The organism is Pseudomonas sp. HY13-MNA-CIBAN-0226 (genome assembly GCF_040310305.1).
Classification (GTDB): Bacteria; Pseudomonadota; Gammaproteobacteria; order Pseudomonadales; family Pseudomonadaceae; genus Aquipseudomonas; species Aquipseudomonas gregormendelii.
On sequence record NZ_JBEOPS010000023.1, the window covers coordinates 1 to 15,626 of the forward strand.

The 15,626-nt window shown below is 61.3% G+C and carries 14 protein-coding genes; 6 read left to right on the forward strand and 8 right to left on the reverse strand.

The window, feature by feature from the left end; all coding sequences use genetic code 11:
* Positions 1-183: 183 nt before the first annotated feature.
* Genes emhC through AAEZ05_RS22780 form a run of 3 tightly spaced genes read right to left on the reverse strand, consistent with a single transcriptional unit; the run spans position 184 to position 5,966 of the window.
* Positions 184-1,644 (reverse strand): efflux RND transporter outer membrane subunit EmhC, encoded by a 1,461-nt coding sequence (emhC, locus tag AAEZ05_RS22770; RefSeq protein ID WP_045061035.1) that lies wholly within the window; start codon positions 1,642-1,644, stop codon positions 184-186.
* Entirely contained in the window at positions 1,641-4,805 is a 3,165-nt protein-coding gene (emhB, locus tag AAEZ05_RS22775) for an efflux RND transporter permease subunit EmhB (protein ID WP_045061034.1), read from the reverse strand. The genes emhC and emhB overlap by 4 nt, the downstream gene beginning before the upstream one ends.
* Before the next feature lie 3 nt (positions 4,806-4,808).
* Positions 4,809-5,966, reverse strand: a complete 1,158-nt coding sequence (locus tag AAEZ05_RS22780; protein ID WP_045061033.1) for an efflux RND transporter periplasmic adaptor subunit — start codon at positions 5,964-5,966, stop codon at positions 4,809-4,811.
* Positions 5,967-6,230: 264 nt separating this feature from the next.
* Between AAEZ05_RS22780 and emhR the strand changes: the two genes are divergently transcribed.
* Entirely contained in the window at positions 6,231-6,863 is a 633-nt protein-coding gene (gene emhR / locus AAEZ05_RS22785; RefSeq protein WP_045061103.1) for an efflux system transcriptional repressor EmhR, read from the forward strand.
* Positions 6,864-7,110: 247 nt separating this feature from the next.
* Here the strand turns inward: emhR and AAEZ05_RS22790 are convergent, their stop codons facing one another.
* Genes AAEZ05_RS22790 through AAEZ05_RS22800 form a run of 3 tightly spaced genes read right to left on the reverse strand, consistent with a single transcriptional unit; the run spans position 7,111 to position 9,685 of the window.
* Complete coding sequence (locus AAEZ05_RS22790) at positions 7,111-8,160, reverse strand: alkene reductase (protein WP_205893087.1); 1,050 nt, start codon at positions 8,158-8,160, stop codon at positions 7,111-7,113.
* Between the two features lie 22 nt (positions 8,161-8,182).
* Entirely contained in the window at positions 8,183-9,349 is a 1,167-nt protein-coding gene (locus tag AAEZ05_RS22795) for an MFS transporter (protein WP_350648982.1), read from the reverse strand.
* Between the two features lie 33 nt (positions 9,350-9,382).
* Positions 9,383-9,685 carry an ArsR/SmtB family transcription factor gene (locus tag AAEZ05_RS22800; RefSeq protein WP_045061031.1) on the reverse strand — a complete coding sequence of 101 codons (303 nt, stop codon included), beginning with the start codon at positions 9,683-9,685 and terminating at the stop codon, positions 9,383-9,385.
* A 170-nt stretch (positions 9,686-9,855) separates the two neighbouring features.
* Here AAEZ05_RS22800 and AAEZ05_RS22805 point away from each other — a divergent pair, with 170 nt between their 5' ends.
* Positions 9,856-10,434 carry an acyl carrier protein phosphodiesterase gene (locus AAEZ05_RS22805; protein WP_350598477.1) on the forward strand — a complete coding sequence of 193 codons (579 nt, stop codon included), beginning with the start codon at positions 9,856-9,858 and terminating at the stop codon, positions 10,432-10,434.
* A 133-nt stretch (positions 10,435-10,567) separates the two neighbouring features.
* Here AAEZ05_RS22805 and AAEZ05_RS22810 read toward each other — a convergent pair whose 3' ends face one another.
* Together AAEZ05_RS22810 and olsB are read right to left on the reverse strand one after the other, a co-directional pair.
* Entirely contained in the window at positions 10,568-11,359 is a 792-nt protein-coding gene (locus tag AAEZ05_RS22810; RefSeq protein WP_045061029.1) for a lysophospholipid acyltransferase family protein, read from the reverse strand.
* Positions 11,359-12,114, reverse strand: a complete 756-nt coding sequence (gene olsB, locus AAEZ05_RS22815; protein ID WP_045061028.1) for an L-ornithine N(alpha)-acyltransferase — start codon at positions 12,112-12,114, stop codon at positions 11,359-11,361. The genes AAEZ05_RS22810 and olsB overlap by 1 nt, the downstream gene beginning before the upstream one ends.
* A gap of 154 nt (positions 12,115-12,268) precedes the next feature.
* Here olsB and AAEZ05_RS22820 point away from each other — a divergent pair, with 154 nt between their 5' ends.
* The 4 genes from AAEZ05_RS22820 to AAEZ05_RS22835 all read left to right on the forward strand — a co-directional run bounded on the left by AAEZ05_RS22820 (position 12,269) and on the right by AAEZ05_RS22835 (position 15,622).
* A complete protein-coding gene (locus AAEZ05_RS22820; RefSeq protein ID WP_350648985.1) occupies positions 12,269-13,141 on the forward strand; it encodes an acyl-CoA dehydrogenase middle domain-containing protein in 873 nt (290 codons plus the stop codon).
* Positions 13,142-13,405: 264 nt separating this feature from the next.
* On the forward strand, positions 13,406-14,500 hold the full coding sequence (locus AAEZ05_RS22825) for a serine hydrolase domain-containing protein (RefSeq protein ID WP_350648987.1): 1,095 nt from the start codon (positions 13,406-13,408) through the stop codon (positions 14,498-14,500).
* On the forward strand, positions 14,497-14,826 hold the full coding sequence (locus AAEZ05_RS22830) for an amidase (protein WP_350648989.1): 330 nt from the start codon (positions 14,497-14,499) through the stop codon (positions 14,824-14,826). The genes AAEZ05_RS22825 and AAEZ05_RS22830 overlap by 4 nt, the downstream gene beginning before the upstream one ends.
* 205 nt (positions 14,827-15,031) lie before the next feature.
* Positions 15,032-15,622, forward strand: a complete 591-nt coding sequence (locus AAEZ05_RS22835) for a YceI family protein (protein ID WP_350648991.1) — start codon at positions 15,032-15,034, stop codon at positions 15,620-15,622.
* Positions 15,623-15,626 lie beyond the last annotated feature (4 nt).

Below are 15,626 nucleotides of genomic sequence, written 5' to 3' on the forward strand. Positions count from 1 at the left end.
AGAAGATTTCGACACGGCCAAGCTTTTCAGCGAAAAACACCTGCTGAAAGCTTGACCGGTAACAGAGTATCTACAGGTGTGCGCGAATGCCTGTAGGAGCTGCCGAAGGCTGCGATCTGTTGGTCCTGAAGCCCAACAAAAAGCCCACCGGTAAGGTGGGCTTCGATATTGCGAAAAGCGCTATCAGAACAACTTCAGTTTCGGCGCTTCTTCTTTCACCGGCTCGTTTTGCGCGGTTTGCGCATTCCAGCCACCACCCAGTGCCTTGTACAGATTGACTGCGCTGACCAGTTGGGCCAGACGATCGGTGATCAGTACCTGCTGGGCGCTGAACAACTGGCGCTGGGCATCGAGGAAGGTCAGGTTGCTGTCGACACCAATGCGATAACGTCGCTCGGCCAGACGGTAGTAGTCCTGGTTCGCGGTGACGAAATCACGCTGCGCCTGCAGCTGCTGGGTGTAGGTCTGGCGCGCTGCCAGGCCGTCGGCGACTTCCTGGAAGGCCGTTTGAATGGACTTCTCGTAGTTCGCCACGCCAATGTCTTTCTGGATTTTCGAGTAATCCAGGCTGGCACGCAGGCTGCCGGCGTTGAAGATCGGCAGGTTGATCTGCGGCTGGAACAACCAGGTGCCCGAGCCGCCCTTGAACAGGCCGGACAGGTCCGGACTCAGGGAACCGGCATTGGCTGTCAGGCTGATGCTCGGGAAGAACGCAGCCCGCGCGGCGCCGATGTTGGCGTTGGCGGCCTTGAGGTTGCGCTCGGCCTGGAGGATGTCCGGGCGCCGTTGCAGCAAGTCCGACGGCAGGCCTGGCGGTACATCGCTCAGCAAGTCGTCAGCCAGGGGCCGGGTGGGCTGCAGGTTCGCCGGCAGGCCGGTACCGAGCAGCAGCACCAGGCTGTTTTCATCCTGCGCGACCTGGCGGGTGTACTTGGCCAGTTGCGCCCGGGCGTTTTCCACCGAGGTGCGCGACTGCGCCAGGTCCAGTGCCGAGGCGACGCCCACTTCGTTGCTGCGCGAAGTGAGCTTGTAGCTCTCCTCGAACGCACCAAGGGTGTCCTGGGTCACCTTGAGCAGTTCCTTGTCGGCTTGCCAGGTCAGGTAGGCGTTGGCCACGTTGGCCACCAGGCTGATTTGCGTGCTGCGACGGCCTTCTTCAGTGGCGAAGTACTGTTGCAGGGCTTCTTCACTCAGGCTGCGAACACGACCGAACAGGTCGAGTTCGTAAGCGCTGATGCCGACCGTAGCCGAGTAGGAACTGGTGATCCCTGCCTCGCCGGTTTGCGAAGCGTTGGCCGGAACGCGCTGGCGGCTGCCAGTGCCATTGGCCGACACCGCCGGGAACAGGTCCGCACGCTGGATGCGGTACTGCGCGGCAAAGGCGTCGATGTTCAATGCGGCGACTCGCAGGTCACGGTTGTTTTCCAGGGCCACCTGGATCAGCTGTTGCAGGACCGGGTCATGGAAAAACTGCTTCCAGCCCTGTTCAGCAGCGGCCTGACCTGGCGCCTGGGCCGGCGAATAAGCCGGCCCTTGCGGGTACTGGCTCGCCACCGGTGCTTCAGGCTGCTGATAATCGGGTATCAGCGAGCAGCCACCAAGTACGAACGCGGCGACTGCCAGGGAGAGTAGTGACTTGCTCATTGGCCAGCCTCTTTAGGAGTTTCAGTAGTGTCATCCGGGTCGGTTTTTTTGCGCTGACCAATGGACGACACGGTAACGAAGAACAGTGGTACCCAGAAAATCGCCAGGACCGTGGCCGTGATCATACCGCCAATAACGCCTGTACCGATGGCATGTTGGCTACCTGAGCCGGCACCAGTGGAAATCGCCAGGGGCACTACGCCCAGGACAAAGGCCAGCGAGGTCATGATGATCGGGCGCAAACGCATGCGGCAGGCTTCGATCGCCGCCTCTCGCAGGCTCTTGCCCTGCTCGTGCAGTTCCTTGGCGAATTCAACGATCAGGATGGCGTTTTTCGCCGCCAGGCCGATAGTCGTCAACAGGCCCACCTGGAAGTAAACGTCGTTGGACAGCCCGCGCAGACTGGTCGCCAGCAGTGCCCCGATGATCCCCAAAGGTACTACCAGCATCACCGCAATCGGAATCGACCAGCTTTCGTACAGAGCCGCCAGGCACAGGAACACCATCAGCAGCGATAACGCGTACAGCGCCGGAGCCTGCGAGCCGGACAGGCGTTCCTCGTACGACAGGCCGGTCCAGGAAATCCCTACACCCGCCGGGAGTTTCTTCGCCAGCGCTTCGACTTCGGCCATGGCCTCACCGGTGGAATAACCCGGCGCCGGGGCTCCGAGAATTTCCATCGCCTCTACACCGTTATAACGCGACAGCTTAGGTGCGCCGTAGATCCACTTGCCCTTGGCGAAGGCCGAGAACGGCACCATGGTTCCTTCGGAGTTACGCACGTACCATTTCTTGATGTCTTCGGGGCTCATCCGCGAATCAGGCTGGCCTTGCACGTACACCTTCTTCACCCGACCGCGGTCGATGAAGTCGTTGACGTAGCTACTGCCCAAGGCAATCGACAGGGTGGTGTTGATGTCGCTGAGCGTGAGGCCCAGGGCACTAGCCTTCTCGTCATCGATTTCCAGCTGGTATTGCGGTTCGTCGTTCAGGCCGTTGGGACGTACCTGCGACAGCACCTTGCTCTGCGCGGCCATGCCGAGGAACTGGTTGCGCGCTTCCATCAGTTTTTCGTGGCCGATGCCGGCACGGTCCTGGAGGAATACGTCAAAGCCCGTGGCGTTGCCCAGCTCCAGTACCGCAGGTGGCGCGAAGGCGAACACCATGGCGTCACGGAACGAGAAGAAATGCTTTTGGGCCCGGGCGGCCAGGTTGAATACGCTGTTATCGGCGTTTCGCTCGCCCCAGGGTTTGAGCATGATAAAGGCCAAGCCCGAACTCTGGCCGCGACCGGCGAAGTTGAAGCCGTTCACGGTAAACACCGAGGCCACCGCATCGCCTTCGCCGCCGTCCTTGGACGGCCGTAGCAGGAATTCGCGCATTTCGTCGATCACCACCTGGGTCCGCTGGGCGCTGGAGCCGGCCGGGGTCTGCACCTGGGCGAAGAGTACGCCCTGGTCTTCTTCCGGAAGGAACGCCGTTGGAATGCGGGTGAACAACCAGATCATGCCGACCACGATGATCACGTAGGCCAGCAGGTAAGGGGCCTTGTGCGTGAGCATGTTGCCAACGCCGCGCTCGTAGCTTTTGACGCCGCGGTCGAAACTGCGGTTGAACCAGCCAAAGAAGCCGCGTTTCGGGGTGCCATGTTCGCCTTTCGGAATCGGCTTGAGCATGGTGGCGCAAAGCGCCGGCGTGAAGATCAGGGCAACCAGTACCGACAGGGCCATGGCCGAGACGATCGTGATCGAGAATTGCTTGTAGATCACCCCGGTAGAACCGCTGAAGAACGCCATTGGCAGCAGTACCGCCGAGAGCACCAGGGCGATACCCACCAGTGCACCCTGGATCTGCCCCATGGATTTCTTGGTGGCCTCCTTGGGTGACAGGCCTTCTTCACTCATGACCCGTTCGACGTTTTCCACCACAACGATGGCATCGTCCACCAGCAAGCCGATGGCCAGCACCATGCCGAACATGGTCAGGGTGTTGATGCTGAAACCGAACGCCGCGAGAATCCCGAAGGTACCCAGCAGTACCACCGGCACCGTCATCGTGGTGATGACCGTGGCGCGGAAATTCTGCAGGAACAGGAACATCACCAGGAACACCAGCACGATCGCTTCGACCAGGGTTTCAACCACACCCTTGATCGATTCGGTCACCACTGGCGTGGTGTCGTACGGGAACACCACTTCCATTCCTTGCGGGAAGAAGGGCTTGAGGGTTTCGATGGTGTTGCGCAGTGCCTTGGCGGTGTCGAGGGCGTTGGCACCGTTGGCCAGTTTCACCGCCAGGCCGGAAGCCGGTGCGCCGTTGAACTGAGCGTTGATGCTGTAGTTCTCACCGCCCAGACCCACATCCGCGACATCGGACAGACGCACTTGCGAGCCGTCCTTGTTGACCTTGAGCAGGATCTTGTTGAACTGCTCGGCGGTCTGCAGGCGGGTTTTGCCGATGATGGTAGCGTTCAGCTGCTGGTCAGGTGCAGCAGGCAAGCCGCCCAGTTGGCCGGAGGACACCTGGATGTTCTGCGCCGCGATGGCCGCCTTGACGTCTACCGGGGTCAGGTTGAAGTTGTTCAACTTGGCCGGATCGAGCCAGACGCGCATGGCGTACTGGGAACCGAAGACCTGGAAGTCACCGACACCGGCGGTCCGCGAGATCGGATCCTGCATGTTGGACACGATGTAGTTGGACAGGTCGTCCTTGTTCATGCTGCCGTCACGCGACACCACACCGATGACCAACAGGAAGTTTTTCACCGCCTTGGTTACGCGGATCCCCTGTTGCTGCACTTCTTGCGGCAGCAGCGGGGTGGCCAGGTTCAGCTTGTTCTGCACCTGGACCTGGGCGGTATCGGAGTTGGTACCCTGCTCGAAGGTCGCGGTAATGGTCATGCTGCCGTCGGAGTTACTTTCCGAGGAGACATAACGCAGGTTATCGATACCGTTGAGCTGTTGCTCGATCACCTGGACCACGGTGTCCTGCACGGTTTGTGCGGACGCGCCTGGGTAGGTTACCTGGATCGCAATGGCCGGTGGCGCAATGCTCGGGTATTGGTTGATCGGGAGTTTGAGGATCGATAGTGCCCCGACCAGCATGATCACCAGGGCAATTACCCAGGCGAAAATCGGACGGTCGATAAAAAATCTGGACATGGGTTACTCCCCTTTGCCGCTGGAAGCCTTGTCAGCTGCCTGTGCGGGGACCGGGTTCTTGGTGCCTACGTTAGTCGCTTCAGTGGCTTTGACTTCGACACCAGGTTTGACGTACTGCAGCCCTTCGGTGATCAGTCGATCGCCCGCCTTCAGGCCATCTTCGATCAGCCACTGGCTGCCCACGGTGCGACTGGCCTTGAGCTGGCGCAGCTCGACCTTGTTGTCCGGGCCCACGACCAGTGCTGTTGGCGCGCCCTTGAGGTCACGAGTCACGCCTTGCTGGGGTGCCAGGATCGCTGCGCTGTTCACACCGGCCTGCAGCTGAGCGTGAACGAACATGCCGGGCAGGAGGGTGTGGTCAGGGTTGGGGAACACGGCGCGCAACGTCACGGAACCGGTGGTCTGGTCTACCGAGACTTCGGAGAACTCAAGTTTACCGTCCAGCTTGTACTGGCTGCCGTCTTCAAGGGTCAGCTTGACCGCCGCGGCGGTGTCACCGGCCTTTTGCAGGCGCCCGCTTTCCAGTTCACGGCGCAGTTCCAGCAGCTCCACGGACGACTGGGTCACGTCGACATAGATCGGATCGAGTTGCTGGATCACCGCCAAGGCCTCGGCCTGGCCATTGGTAACCAGGGCACCTTCGGTCACGTTGGAGCGACCGATTCGACCGCTGATAGGCGCGTAGACTTTGGTGTAGCGCACATTGATCTGGGCCGTCTGCACCGAAGCTTCCGCCTGCATGCGGTTGGCCAGCGCCGTGTCGTATTCCTGACGGCTCACGGCCTGCTCTTTCACCAGCAGCTTGTAGCGGTCGGAAATCGACTTGGTCTGCTGCAGGTTGGCTTCGGCGCTTTTCAGCGTGGCTTCATAGACGGCCGGATCGATCTGGTACAGCTGCTGGCCGGCCTTGACGTCGCCGCCTTCCTTGAACAGGCGCTTGAGAATGATGCCGTTGACCTGCGGGCGGACTTCGGCAATGCGGAACGCACTGGTACGACCCGGAAGCTCGGAAGTCAGGGTGAACGATTGTGCCTGCAGCGTCACGACGCCGACCTGAGGGGGTGGTGCGGCGGGGGCCGCCTCTTCCTTTTTACATCCGCTGAGCAGCGATGCAAGGGCGACGGCAGTGACCAGAGCGGTAACAGCTGGCTTGAATTGCATGAAAATCCTCGGGTCAGGCGCGCTAGGTGCGCACTAGAAAGTGTGAAAGGTAAAAAATGTGCGCTGAGTGGATAAGTAGCTTGCTAAGGAATATACTTACGTTCATGGTTGTTTGTAAATACCTTTGGCGTTGTACTTATCCCGTTACAAATGCTCCGCGAAGGTTTGAATTGTAGGCCGCAGACGAGTCCCAAGAGCGCTCGCTGCAATTTTATTCAGTGGATGTTCAGACTGCTGAAGCATCCTGATCGAGGTTGTACTGCCATGGTCCGTCGTACCAAAGAGGAAGCCCAGGAAACCCGTAACCAGATACTCGAAGCGGCAGAAAAAGCCTTCTACGAGCGGGGTGTGGCGCGCACGACACTGGCCGATATCGCGACCCTGGCCGGCGTCACTCGCGGGGCCATCTATTGGCATTTCAGCAACAAGGCCGATGTGGTGCAGGCGATGCTCGATAGCTTGCACGAACCACTGGATGACATGGCCAAGGCCAGCGAGAGCGAGGACGAACCCGACCCCCTGGGCTGCATGCGCAAGCTGCTGATTCATTTGTTTCATCAGATTGCCCTGGACCCGAAAACCCGGCGTCTCAATGAGATCCTGTTTCACAAGTGCGAATTCACCGATGAAATGTGCGACCTGCGTCAGCAGCGTCAGGCCGCCAGCCTGGACTGCAACGTGCGGATCGGCCTCGCCTTGCGTAACGCAGTCAACCGTGGGCAATTGCCGGCAGACCTCGACACCGTCCGTGCCGCCATCAGCCTGCATGCCTACATTGACGGCATTCTGTATCAGTGGCTGCTGGCACCGGACAGCTTTGAGCTGCACGCCGAGGCCGAGCGCTGGGCCGATACAGGGTTGGATATGCTGCGCTTCAGTCCCAGCCTGCGCAAATGAAACAAAATGCGTAAGTAGCAGCAGCGATGTCAAGGGACGAGCGCCGCAGACTGCTTTATATACGTAGAGCCGCCAGGTGGACAGGTAGCGGGGTGCGTATTTTGTAGGAGATTTGTGTCAATTGATCTAACGGGTCTAGCCGTCAGCGCGCCAATACCCTCACTGCCTGAAGGTCAAGACACCCGTAATACAAAGCCCCGGCTCTTTCGAGACGAGGCTTTGTTGTAGTGCGTGTTGCTGTTCGGTTTTACAGCACCGGATAGTCGATGTAGCCCACTGGACCTTTAGCGTAAAACAGTTCCGGACGCGGCTCGTTCAACGGCGCATCAGCCTTCAAGCGGGCCGGCAAGTCCGGGTTGGCAATGAACGGCACGCCGAAGGCTACTGCGTCAGCCTTGCCAGCCGCCAGCCAGGCGTTGGCGCTGTCTTTGGTGAAACGTTCGTTGGCGATGTACGGGCCGCCGAATGCTTCTTTCAGTTGTGGGCCGAGGCTGTCGGCGCCTTCTTTTTCCCGGGAGCAGATGAACGCGATGCCACGTTTGCCCAGCTCTCGAGCGACGTAGGTAAAAGTCTCCGCCAGGTTGTCATCGCCCATGTCGTGGGAGTCGGCGCGAGGCGCCAGGTGCACGCCCACGCGGCCGGCGCCCCAGACTTCGATGGCGGCGTCGGTCACTTCCAGCAACAGGCGGGCGCGGTTTTCCAGGGAGCCACCGTAGTGGTCGGTGCGCTGGTTGGTGCTGCTTTGGAGGAACTGGTCAAGCAGGTAGCCGTTGGCGCCGTGGATTTCCACGCCGTCGAAACCGGCGGCCTTGGCGTTTTCGGCACCCGTGCGGTAGGCGTCGACGATGTCGGCGATTTCAGCGGTTTCCAGGGCGCGTGGGGTCGGGTAGTCGGCCAGAGGGCGCACCAGGCTGACGTGGCCTTTTGGCTGAATGGCGCTTGGTGCGACAGGCAGCTCACCGTTCAGGTACGACTCGTGAGAGACCCGGCCGACGTGCCACAGTTGCAGGAAGATCTTGCCGCCCGCGCCGTGGATGGCCTTGGTTACGTTGCTCCAGCCGCGTACCTGGTCGTTGGACCAGATACCCGGGGTATCCGGGTAGCCGACACCCATCGGCGTGACCGAGGTGGCCTCGCTGAGGATCAGGCCAGCCGAGGCCCGTTGTACGTAGTACTCGGCCATGAGCGCATTCGGCACCCGGCCTTCGTCGGCGCGGCAGCGGGTCAATGGCGCCATGATGATGCGGTTGGCGAGTTCGACGTCGCCCAGTTTGATCGGATCGAAAATAGTCGTCATGAAATACAAACCTCGTGGCAGATCAATGGGTAGCAGGGGCCAGTTCGGCATTGCCGCTCTGGCGGAAAGTAATCAGCGTCACCAGCAGGGCGAGGACTGCCAGGGCAGCGGCCGCCAATGGCACGCGGGTCAGGCCGAAGCCGTGGGCGATAACGCTGCCGCCGACCCAGGCGCCCAGTGCGTTGCCGACGTTGAATGCGCCGATGTTCAGGGTCGACACCAGGTTCGGTGCCGCCTTGCCGAAGGTCACCACGTTGATCTGCAACGCCGGGACGGCGGCGAACGATGCGGTGGCCCAGAGGAACAGGGTGATTTCGGTCGGGATCAGCGCCACGCTGGTCCAGGTCAATACGGTGGAGACCACGGCCATCGAGATGAAAACGCCAATCAGGGTCGCTGCCAGTCGCTTGTCCGCCAGCTTGCCGCCGATGATGTTGCCCACGGTCAGGCCCAGGCCAATCAACAGCAGGGTCCAGGTAACGCCTTTGGGCGAGACCCCGGTAACGTCGCCGAGCAGCGGCGCGACATAGGTGAACAAGGTGAACATCGAGGCGGCGAACAGCGCGGTCATGCTCAGGGACAACCAGATGCCGGCGCCCTTGAGTGCCCGCAATTCGGCGCGCATGTCGAGTTTCTCTTCATCCCGCTTGGCGGGCAGGAACCGAATCAGGCCGATCAGCGCAATCACGCCAATGACGGTCACTGCCCAGAAGGTCGAGCGCCAGCCGGCTTCCTGGCCGAGGGCGGTGCCCAGTGGCACGCCGAGGACGTTGGCCAAGGTCAGGCCGGTGAACATCAGGGCCACGGCGGATGCGCGCTTGTTAGCCGGAACCAGGCCTGCCGCCACCACCGAGCCGATGCCGAAGAAGGCGCCGTGGCAAAGCGCCGTCACGACACGGGCGAACATCAGCACGTTGTAGTCACTGGCCAGCGCGCAAAGCACATTGCCGATGATGAAAATGCCCATCAACGCTACCAGGGCGGCCTTGCGCGGCAGTTTGGCGGTGGCCAGTGCCATGAACGGCGCACCGATGGCCACGCCCAGTGCGTAACCGGTCACCAACCAGCCCGCGCCAGGAATCGACACGCCGAGGTCGGCCGCCACATCGGGCAACAGGCCCATGATGACGAACTCGGTGGTACCGATGGCAAAGGCGCTCAAGGCCAGGATGAGGAGCGAGAGGGGCATGTTGATTCCTTGTGGGCTGGCTGACTGAAAGGGTCAGAGCTCTTTACTGAAGGTGCTGAGGAATTCCTGGATGGTTTCCTCGTTGCGTTTGAAAAAGTGCCATTGACCAACTTTGCGGCTGCTGATCAGGCCGGCGCGTTGCAGGGTGGCCAGGTGCGCGGAGACTGTGGATTGCGACAGGCCACAGCGTTGATCGATTTGTCCGGCGCAGACTCCGTGCTCGTTGCTGTGGGTCTGGTCGGGGAATTCGAGGGTCGGGTCTTTCAACCAGTGCAGGATTTCTCGCCGGACTGGGTGTGCCAGGGCTTTTATTATTTCGTCGAGATTAATAGGCATGGTATGGGCTCGTGATGAGTAAAACGCTATATCGCGATGAGGCGAACTTTAAATCGCTATTTCGCGATACACAAATATGATTTTGGTCTCACGACCACATAATTCGCTATATCGAGTTATAACGATACGTTGGCTGTAACGATTCGGGTGCGCAGTGCTAAGCTGGCGACATGAATTATCTCGCACATCTGCACCTTGGTGGGCAGCGCCCCGGTCAATTGCTCGGCAGCCTGTATGGCGATTTCGTCAAAGGGCGGCTGCAGGGGCAATTTGATCCGGAGGTCGAGGCGGCCATCCAGCTGCATCGCAGCATTGACGTATTTACCGACCGGCATCCGTTGGTCGATGTATCGTTGTCGCGTTTTTCCCTGACTCGCCGGCGTTACGCCGGGATCGTCCTCGATGTGTTTTTCGATCACTGCCTGGCGCGGGACTGGGGCCTGTATGCCGAGCAGCCGCTGGAACGGTTCACTTCGGATGTGTACCGGGTGCTGGCCAGTGAGCGGCAACTGCCGGAACGCCTGGCGAGGATTGCGCCGCACATGATGGCCAATGACTGGTTGGGGTCTTATCGCCAGTTCGATGTGCTGGAGCAGGTGCTGCGCGGGATTTCGCGGCGGCTGACCCGGCCGGAGGAACTGGCCGGGGCGATGCAGGAGTTGCGGGTGCTGTATGAGCCGCTGAGCGAGGATTTCCGGTTGTTCTACCCTCAGCTTCAGCTCTTTGTGCAGAACCATCCAGCAAAATAGACCTGGGGGAGACCCTGCGGGAGCGAGCCTGCTCGCGATTGCGGTCTGTCAGCCAACAGAGTTGCCGACTGATACACCGCTATCGCGAGCAGGCTCGCTCCCACAGGATATTTGTTGTTTTCGGGGAATGGTGTCAGGCAGCTATAGCAGGGCGCATCGGCCTTTGCTGCTGTTCCGGAATCGCCCCAAACAATGCCTTCTGCACCGCCTGCTGCGCATCGAACGCCAGCGCCGCGCGTTCCCGGCCTTCACAAGCGATTGGCTTGAGCAGATGAATTTCCACATCACCGCGCTCATCGCCGAACAGGCGCATCAGGTGCGACAGCAAGTCATCGTCGCCAATAAAAGGCGCCAGCGAATCCAGCTCACCCCCGCGCAGATAACGAATCGCCACCGGTTGCAGCTTCACCTGGGAATCAATCGCCGCGGATAGCAGGCGACCATGGAAGGTGCGCAGCGAGCGGCCATCGGTGGTGGTGCCTTCCGGGAACATCAACAGGGGATGGGCCTGCTGCAGATGACGGGCCATTTGCTTGCGGATCAACTGGCTGTCGCCCGAACCACGACGAATGAACAGGCTGCCGGCCTTGGCCGCCAGCCAGCCCGCCACCGGCCAGGTGCGCACCTCTGCCTTGGACAGGAACGACAGCGGGGTGAGCATGCCCAGCAGCGGAATGTCTGTCCAGGACACGTGATTGCTGACCCAGAGCATCGGTTGCTGCGGCAGTTCGCCGTGGACGGTCACACGAAAGGGCAGGGCATTGGCCAGGCGCGCCATGAAGAAACGCGACCAGCGCTGGCGGCGCGCCATGGAGTGCGCGATGCCCAGGCGCTCGAACAACCCGAACACGCCAGCCATGCTCAACCCCAGCGTTACCACCACCAGCACTCGTGCGATTCGTGCGTACACCCTCAACCGGCTCATCACATGGCCGCCTTGAAGTGCTTGGCGTAACGCGGGCAGAGTTCATCGCGCTTGAGCAGGATAAATACGTCGGCCACCTGGAAATCTTCATCCCAGCAGGGCTCGCCGCAAATCTTCGCGCCCAGGCGCATGTACGCCTTGAGCAGCGGTGGCATTTCGGCGATGACGTTGGAGGGAATGGCCAGTGCCGGCAGCGGCTTTTTCGGCTCGGCACGCAGGTGTTCGGTGCACAGGTAGCGCTCGCGCAGGCGCTGCATGATCGCATGGGCCTGGATTCCGCCATCCTGCATCGGGATGCTGGCACAGCCCATCAGGTAGCTATAGCCGCCCTGGTTCAACACTTCGGCCAGCTCACCCCAGAGCACGGCGATGGTGCCGCCGTTGCGATAGGCGGGATCGACGCAGGTGCGCCCGATTTCCAGAATCGGGCCCTGCAAGTGGACCAGGCCATGCAGGCTGAACTCCTCTTCGCTGTAGAACCTGCCCAGGCTGCTCGCGGCCTGGTGGTCAAGCAAGCGGGTAGTCGCCACCAGGCGGCCGGTGTTCAGGTCGCGCACCCCGATGTGGGCGCAGTGAACGTCGTAGTCATCCATGTCCAGACCCCACTCCGCGCCCTTCAGCTTGGCGTTGAATTCGCCGCTGAACACGTTGAAGCGCAGAGCCTGGGCTTCCTGCAGCGCGTCGGCACCTACCAGGCGTTCGGCTTGCAGGCGACGTTCATTGCCGGTGTCGCGGATGTGGGCGATCTGGGTCATGGCGAATCTCCGTGCGGGCTGGTCACCCGTCTTGGGTGGCAGTCGATCGACTTTCTTTATGCAGCCGTGTTGTGCAAAGTCAGGCTATGTAGCCCCGGTGTCATCGCCATGAAGCTTTGGTGATGCTTGTATGACAGCCCTTGAGGAGCCTTCAATGCCTTGGCAGAACCTGTTGAAACGTTGTGATCGAGTGCCGGCCAGTGCGGACCTGGCGGAAGGCTTTGCCAATCTTTTGCAGCAACTGGGGAGTGTCACGCCCTTCGAGCTGGCAGTGGCGGGCGGGCGATTGATGGCGACGCCGGGGCTGGCATTTCTGGTGGGGTATCAGGCTGCGTTACGCATGCTCTGGCCAAGCGCGCCGCTGAGCCTGGGCGCCATGTGTGCGACCGAGCAGCGCAGCCTGCGGGTGGCGGACATGCAGACTCGCCTGGGCGATTTACGCCTGAGCGGCCGCAAGGATTTCGTCACCGCGGGCAATGCTGCCGACTGGCTGCTGGTCGCCGCTCGCAGCGAGCAGCCCGGCGAAGCGCCTCGCCTGAGCCTGGCGGTGGTGTATCCGGGCGAGCCCGGGGTAAGCCTGGAGCACCTGCCGTCGATCCCGTTGATGCCGGATATCGGCCACTGTCGGCTGGTTCTGGAGAACGCCCAATGCGAATTGCTGGCCGGGGACGGTTGGGACGCCTACGTCAAACCGTTCCGCACCCTGGAAGATATCTATGTGCTGAGCGCAGTGACCGCCTGGCTTTACGGCATAGGGCAGGACAGTGCCTGGCCGCAGTCCCTGCAGCTGCGATTGCTGGCGTTGCTCGCCGGATGTGCGGAAGTCAGCCGTCAGGCGCCGAACAATCCGGCAGGGCATGTGTTGCTGGGCGGTTTGTTCGCCCAGTTCGACGGGCTCAAGGTCGAGATCGGCCTGGCGCTGGCGGATGGGCCGCCGCACTGGGCGGCGATGTGGCAGCGCGATCAGGCGGTGATGGATCTGGCAGCGGTGGCGCGGGGCAAGCGGTTGGCCAAGGCATTGGCGTGATCTGCGCTGGATTGAATGGCCCCATCGCGGGCAAGCCTTGCTCCCACAGGGATTTGCAGTGCACACGCGATTCCTGCGCGATGGTCTGCACCCCAAAATTGATGATTGAGGTCCAACATTTTTGGGCCAGACCAGTCAGCGGTGTGGCCGCTGACCTGTGTGAGCAAGGCTTGCCCGCGATGGCGTCTCCAAGGTCCACACCCAACTTAAAACTGTAATTAGCTTCAACTAGGCTCAACAGGTTCAACCTCCCGAGCCCTCACCATGTCCAAAGGTTTGTCCCTGTGTTTCCTGGTGATGCTCAGTGTCTGCGCCCGTGCCGAAACCTGGCCCGGGGAGCAGTGGTCCAGCGGCCCGAGCCTGAGCGGGCCAACGCTGCAAGCCCTGGAGGCCTATGCATTCGCGCCCCGTAATGACAGCACCCGGGCAGGTATACGTACCGATGCCTTGCTGGTGATCCGCGACGGCCAATTGCTTTACGAACGCTACTGCGCACCGATCACTGCCGACACGCCGCACCTGACCTGGTCGATCAGCAAGAGCCTCATGGCCGCGGTCCTCGGCGTGGCCTATGGCGAAGGCCTGTTCAAGCTTTCGGACCCGGTGCTGAAGTTCTATCCGGCGCTAGGAAAGCATCCGGCCATCAGCATGGCTGACCTGCTGCACTGGGCCTCCGGCCTGGACTGGCAGGAAGACTACGAGTACGCCCCGCTGAAGTCCTCAGTGGTGGCGATGCTGTATACCCGCGGTCATTCAAACATGGCTGCGTTCACTGCCTCCCATGACGCTTACGCCGAGCCCGGCCAGGTGTTTCGCTATTCCAGTGGCGACAGCAACCTGCTGTCCGCCGCGTTGAAAGCCATCGTTGGGCCGACGCGTTATGCGGATTACCCATGGAACGCCTTGTTCGAGCCGCTGGGCATCCGCGACGCGACCTGGGAGGCCGACGCCAGTGGCACTTTCGTCGCGTCCTCCTATGCCTACCTCACCGCCCGCGATCTGGCACGCATCGGTTTGCTGATGGCGCGAGACGGGCGCTGGGGCGAACGGCAATTGCTGCCCAAGGACTGGGTCGCCTTCAATCGCGAGCCCTTCAAGGGGTACAAGGCCCACCAGGATGCTACGGTGCCGGGCGGACATTGGTGGCTTAACCGCGTCGTCGAGGGGGCAGCGCGACCCTGGCCCGATGCTCCTGCCGATACCTTCGCGGCGCTCGGGCATTGGGGCCAGGCGCTGTACGTGATCCCCAGCGAAAACCTGGTGATCGTGCGCTACGGTGATGATCGCGATGGCAGCTATAGCCACAACACATTGCTCAGGCTCGTGCGCCAGGCAGTCGCCGGGCAGGTGCAGCGGTGACTCGCCGCAGCTTTGTACGCCGCCGTCCTCTCATCACGCTGTGGCTGATTCTGCTGCTCGCCCTGCTTGGCTGGGTCTGGCAGGAGCGGATGGCGCTGTGGGCGTTTCCTGACATCATCAGCGCCTACACCGCGAAGGAGTATTGCTCGTGCCGTTACGTGATGAACAACCCCGCCGAGTACTGCCACCGCTATGTGAAGCAGTGGCTGGCGACCAGCGGTTTCGCGGATGACTCCGCCAGCAAGACCGTCTCCGTCAGTGGCTTGGGTCGTAGCAGCAGCGCGCAGTGGCTCGGCGCGCGTCAGGGCTGTCGCCTGATGCCCTGAAACCGGTAGCAACTGGCGAAACCCTGTAGGAGTGAGCCTGCTCGCGATTGCAATCTGGCATCCACTGCCAATGCTGGATGCGAAACCGCCACCGCGGGCAGGCTCGCTCCCACAGGAATTCAACTGCGATGATTCGACGCCACAGTTTGCAATGCGCTCAGGGGCGGTTAAGGTTCGCTCAGGTTTATCTGCCCCACGAGTCTTTATGTTCAAGCGGCCCCTTTGTAAAACGCTCGCCTTTGTGCTGCTGGCCAGCGCTACTGCGTCGGCGCAGGCCAACTGGTACCTCGATGGCGAGTCTTCGCGGCTGTCGTTCGTCAGCACTAAAAACGCCAACATTTCCGAAGTGCAGCGCTTCCTCGTGCTGCACGGCAAGGTCAGCCCCAAAGGCCTGGCCGAGGTCGAAGTCGAGCTGGACTCGGTGAACAGTGGTATTCCATTGCGCGACGAACGCATGCGCAAGGAGCTGTTCGACACCAAGACCTTCGCCGAAGCCCTGATCACTACGCAAATTGACCTGGGCCCGATCAATGATCTCGCCTCCGGTGCGCAGCTCGAGTTGCGTCTGCCGGTGACCGTTAACCTGCATGGCAAGACCCACGAATACAACGCCGAGCTGTTGGCGACTCGTCTTGATGACCGGCGATTTCAGGTAGTGACGCTGGAGCCGCTGGTGATCAACGCGGCGGACTTCGACCTTGCGCCGGGGCTGGAAAGCTTGCGCAAGGTCGCCGGTCTATCGGCGATCAGCCTGTCGGTACCGGTGGGTGCGGTACTGATCTTCACGGCGCGCTGACTGC

What these genes read in the sequence shown, in the direction of transcription:
- emhC (WP_045061035.1), bottom strand. Translation starts at nt 1,644, where the DNA reads ATGAGCAAGTCACTACTCTCCCTGGCAGTCGCCGCGTTCGTACTTGGT.
- emhB (WP_045061034.1), bottom strand. Translation starts at nt 4,805, where the DNA reads ATGTCCAGATTTTTTATCGACCGTCCGATTTTCGCCTGGGTAATTGCC.
- AAEZ05_RS22780 (WP_045061033.1), bottom strand. Translation starts at nt 5,966, where the DNA reads ATGCAATTCAAGCCAGCTGTTACCGCTCTGGTCACTGCCGTCGCCCTT.
- emhR (WP_045061103.1), top strand. Translation starts at nt 6,231, where the DNA reads ATGGTCCGTCGTACCAAAGAGGAAGCCCAGGAAACCCGTAACCAGATA.
- AAEZ05_RS22790 (WP_205893087.1), bottom strand. Translation starts at nt 8,160, where the DNA reads ATGACGACTATTTTCGATCCGATCAAACTGGGCGACGTCGAACTCGCC.
- AAEZ05_RS22795 (WP_350648982.1), bottom strand. Translation starts at nt 9,349, where the DNA reads ATGCCCCTCTCGCTCCTCATCCTGGCCTTGAGCGCCTTTGCCATCGGT.
- AAEZ05_RS22800 (WP_045061031.1), bottom strand. Translation starts at nt 9,685, where the DNA reads ATGCCTATTAATCTCGACGAAATAATAAAAGCCCTGGCACACCCAGTC.
- AAEZ05_RS22805 (WP_350598477.1), top strand. Translation starts at nt 9,856, where the DNA reads ATGAATTATCTCGCACATCTGCACCTTGGTGGGCAGCGCCCCGGTCAA.
- AAEZ05_RS22810 (WP_045061029.1), bottom strand. Translation starts at nt 11,359, where the DNA reads ATGAGCCGGTTGAGGGTGTACGCACGAATCGCACGAGTGCTGGTGGTG.
- olsB (WP_045061028.1), bottom strand. Translation starts at nt 12,114, where the DNA reads ATGACCCAGATCGCCCACATCCGCGACACCGGCAATGAACGTCGCCTG.
- AAEZ05_RS22820 (WP_350648985.1), top strand. Translation starts at nt 12,269, where the DNA reads ATGCCTTGGCAGAACCTGTTGAAACGTTGTGATCGAGTGCCGGCCAGT.
- AAEZ05_RS22825 (WP_350648987.1), top strand. Translation starts at nt 13,406, where the DNA reads ATGTCCAAAGGTTTGTCCCTGTGTTTCCTGGTGATGCTCAGTGTCTGC.
- AAEZ05_RS22835 (WP_350648991.1), top strand. Translation starts at nt 15,032, where the DNA reads ATGTTCAAGCGGCCCCTTTGTAAAACGCTCGCCTTTGTGCTGCTGGCC.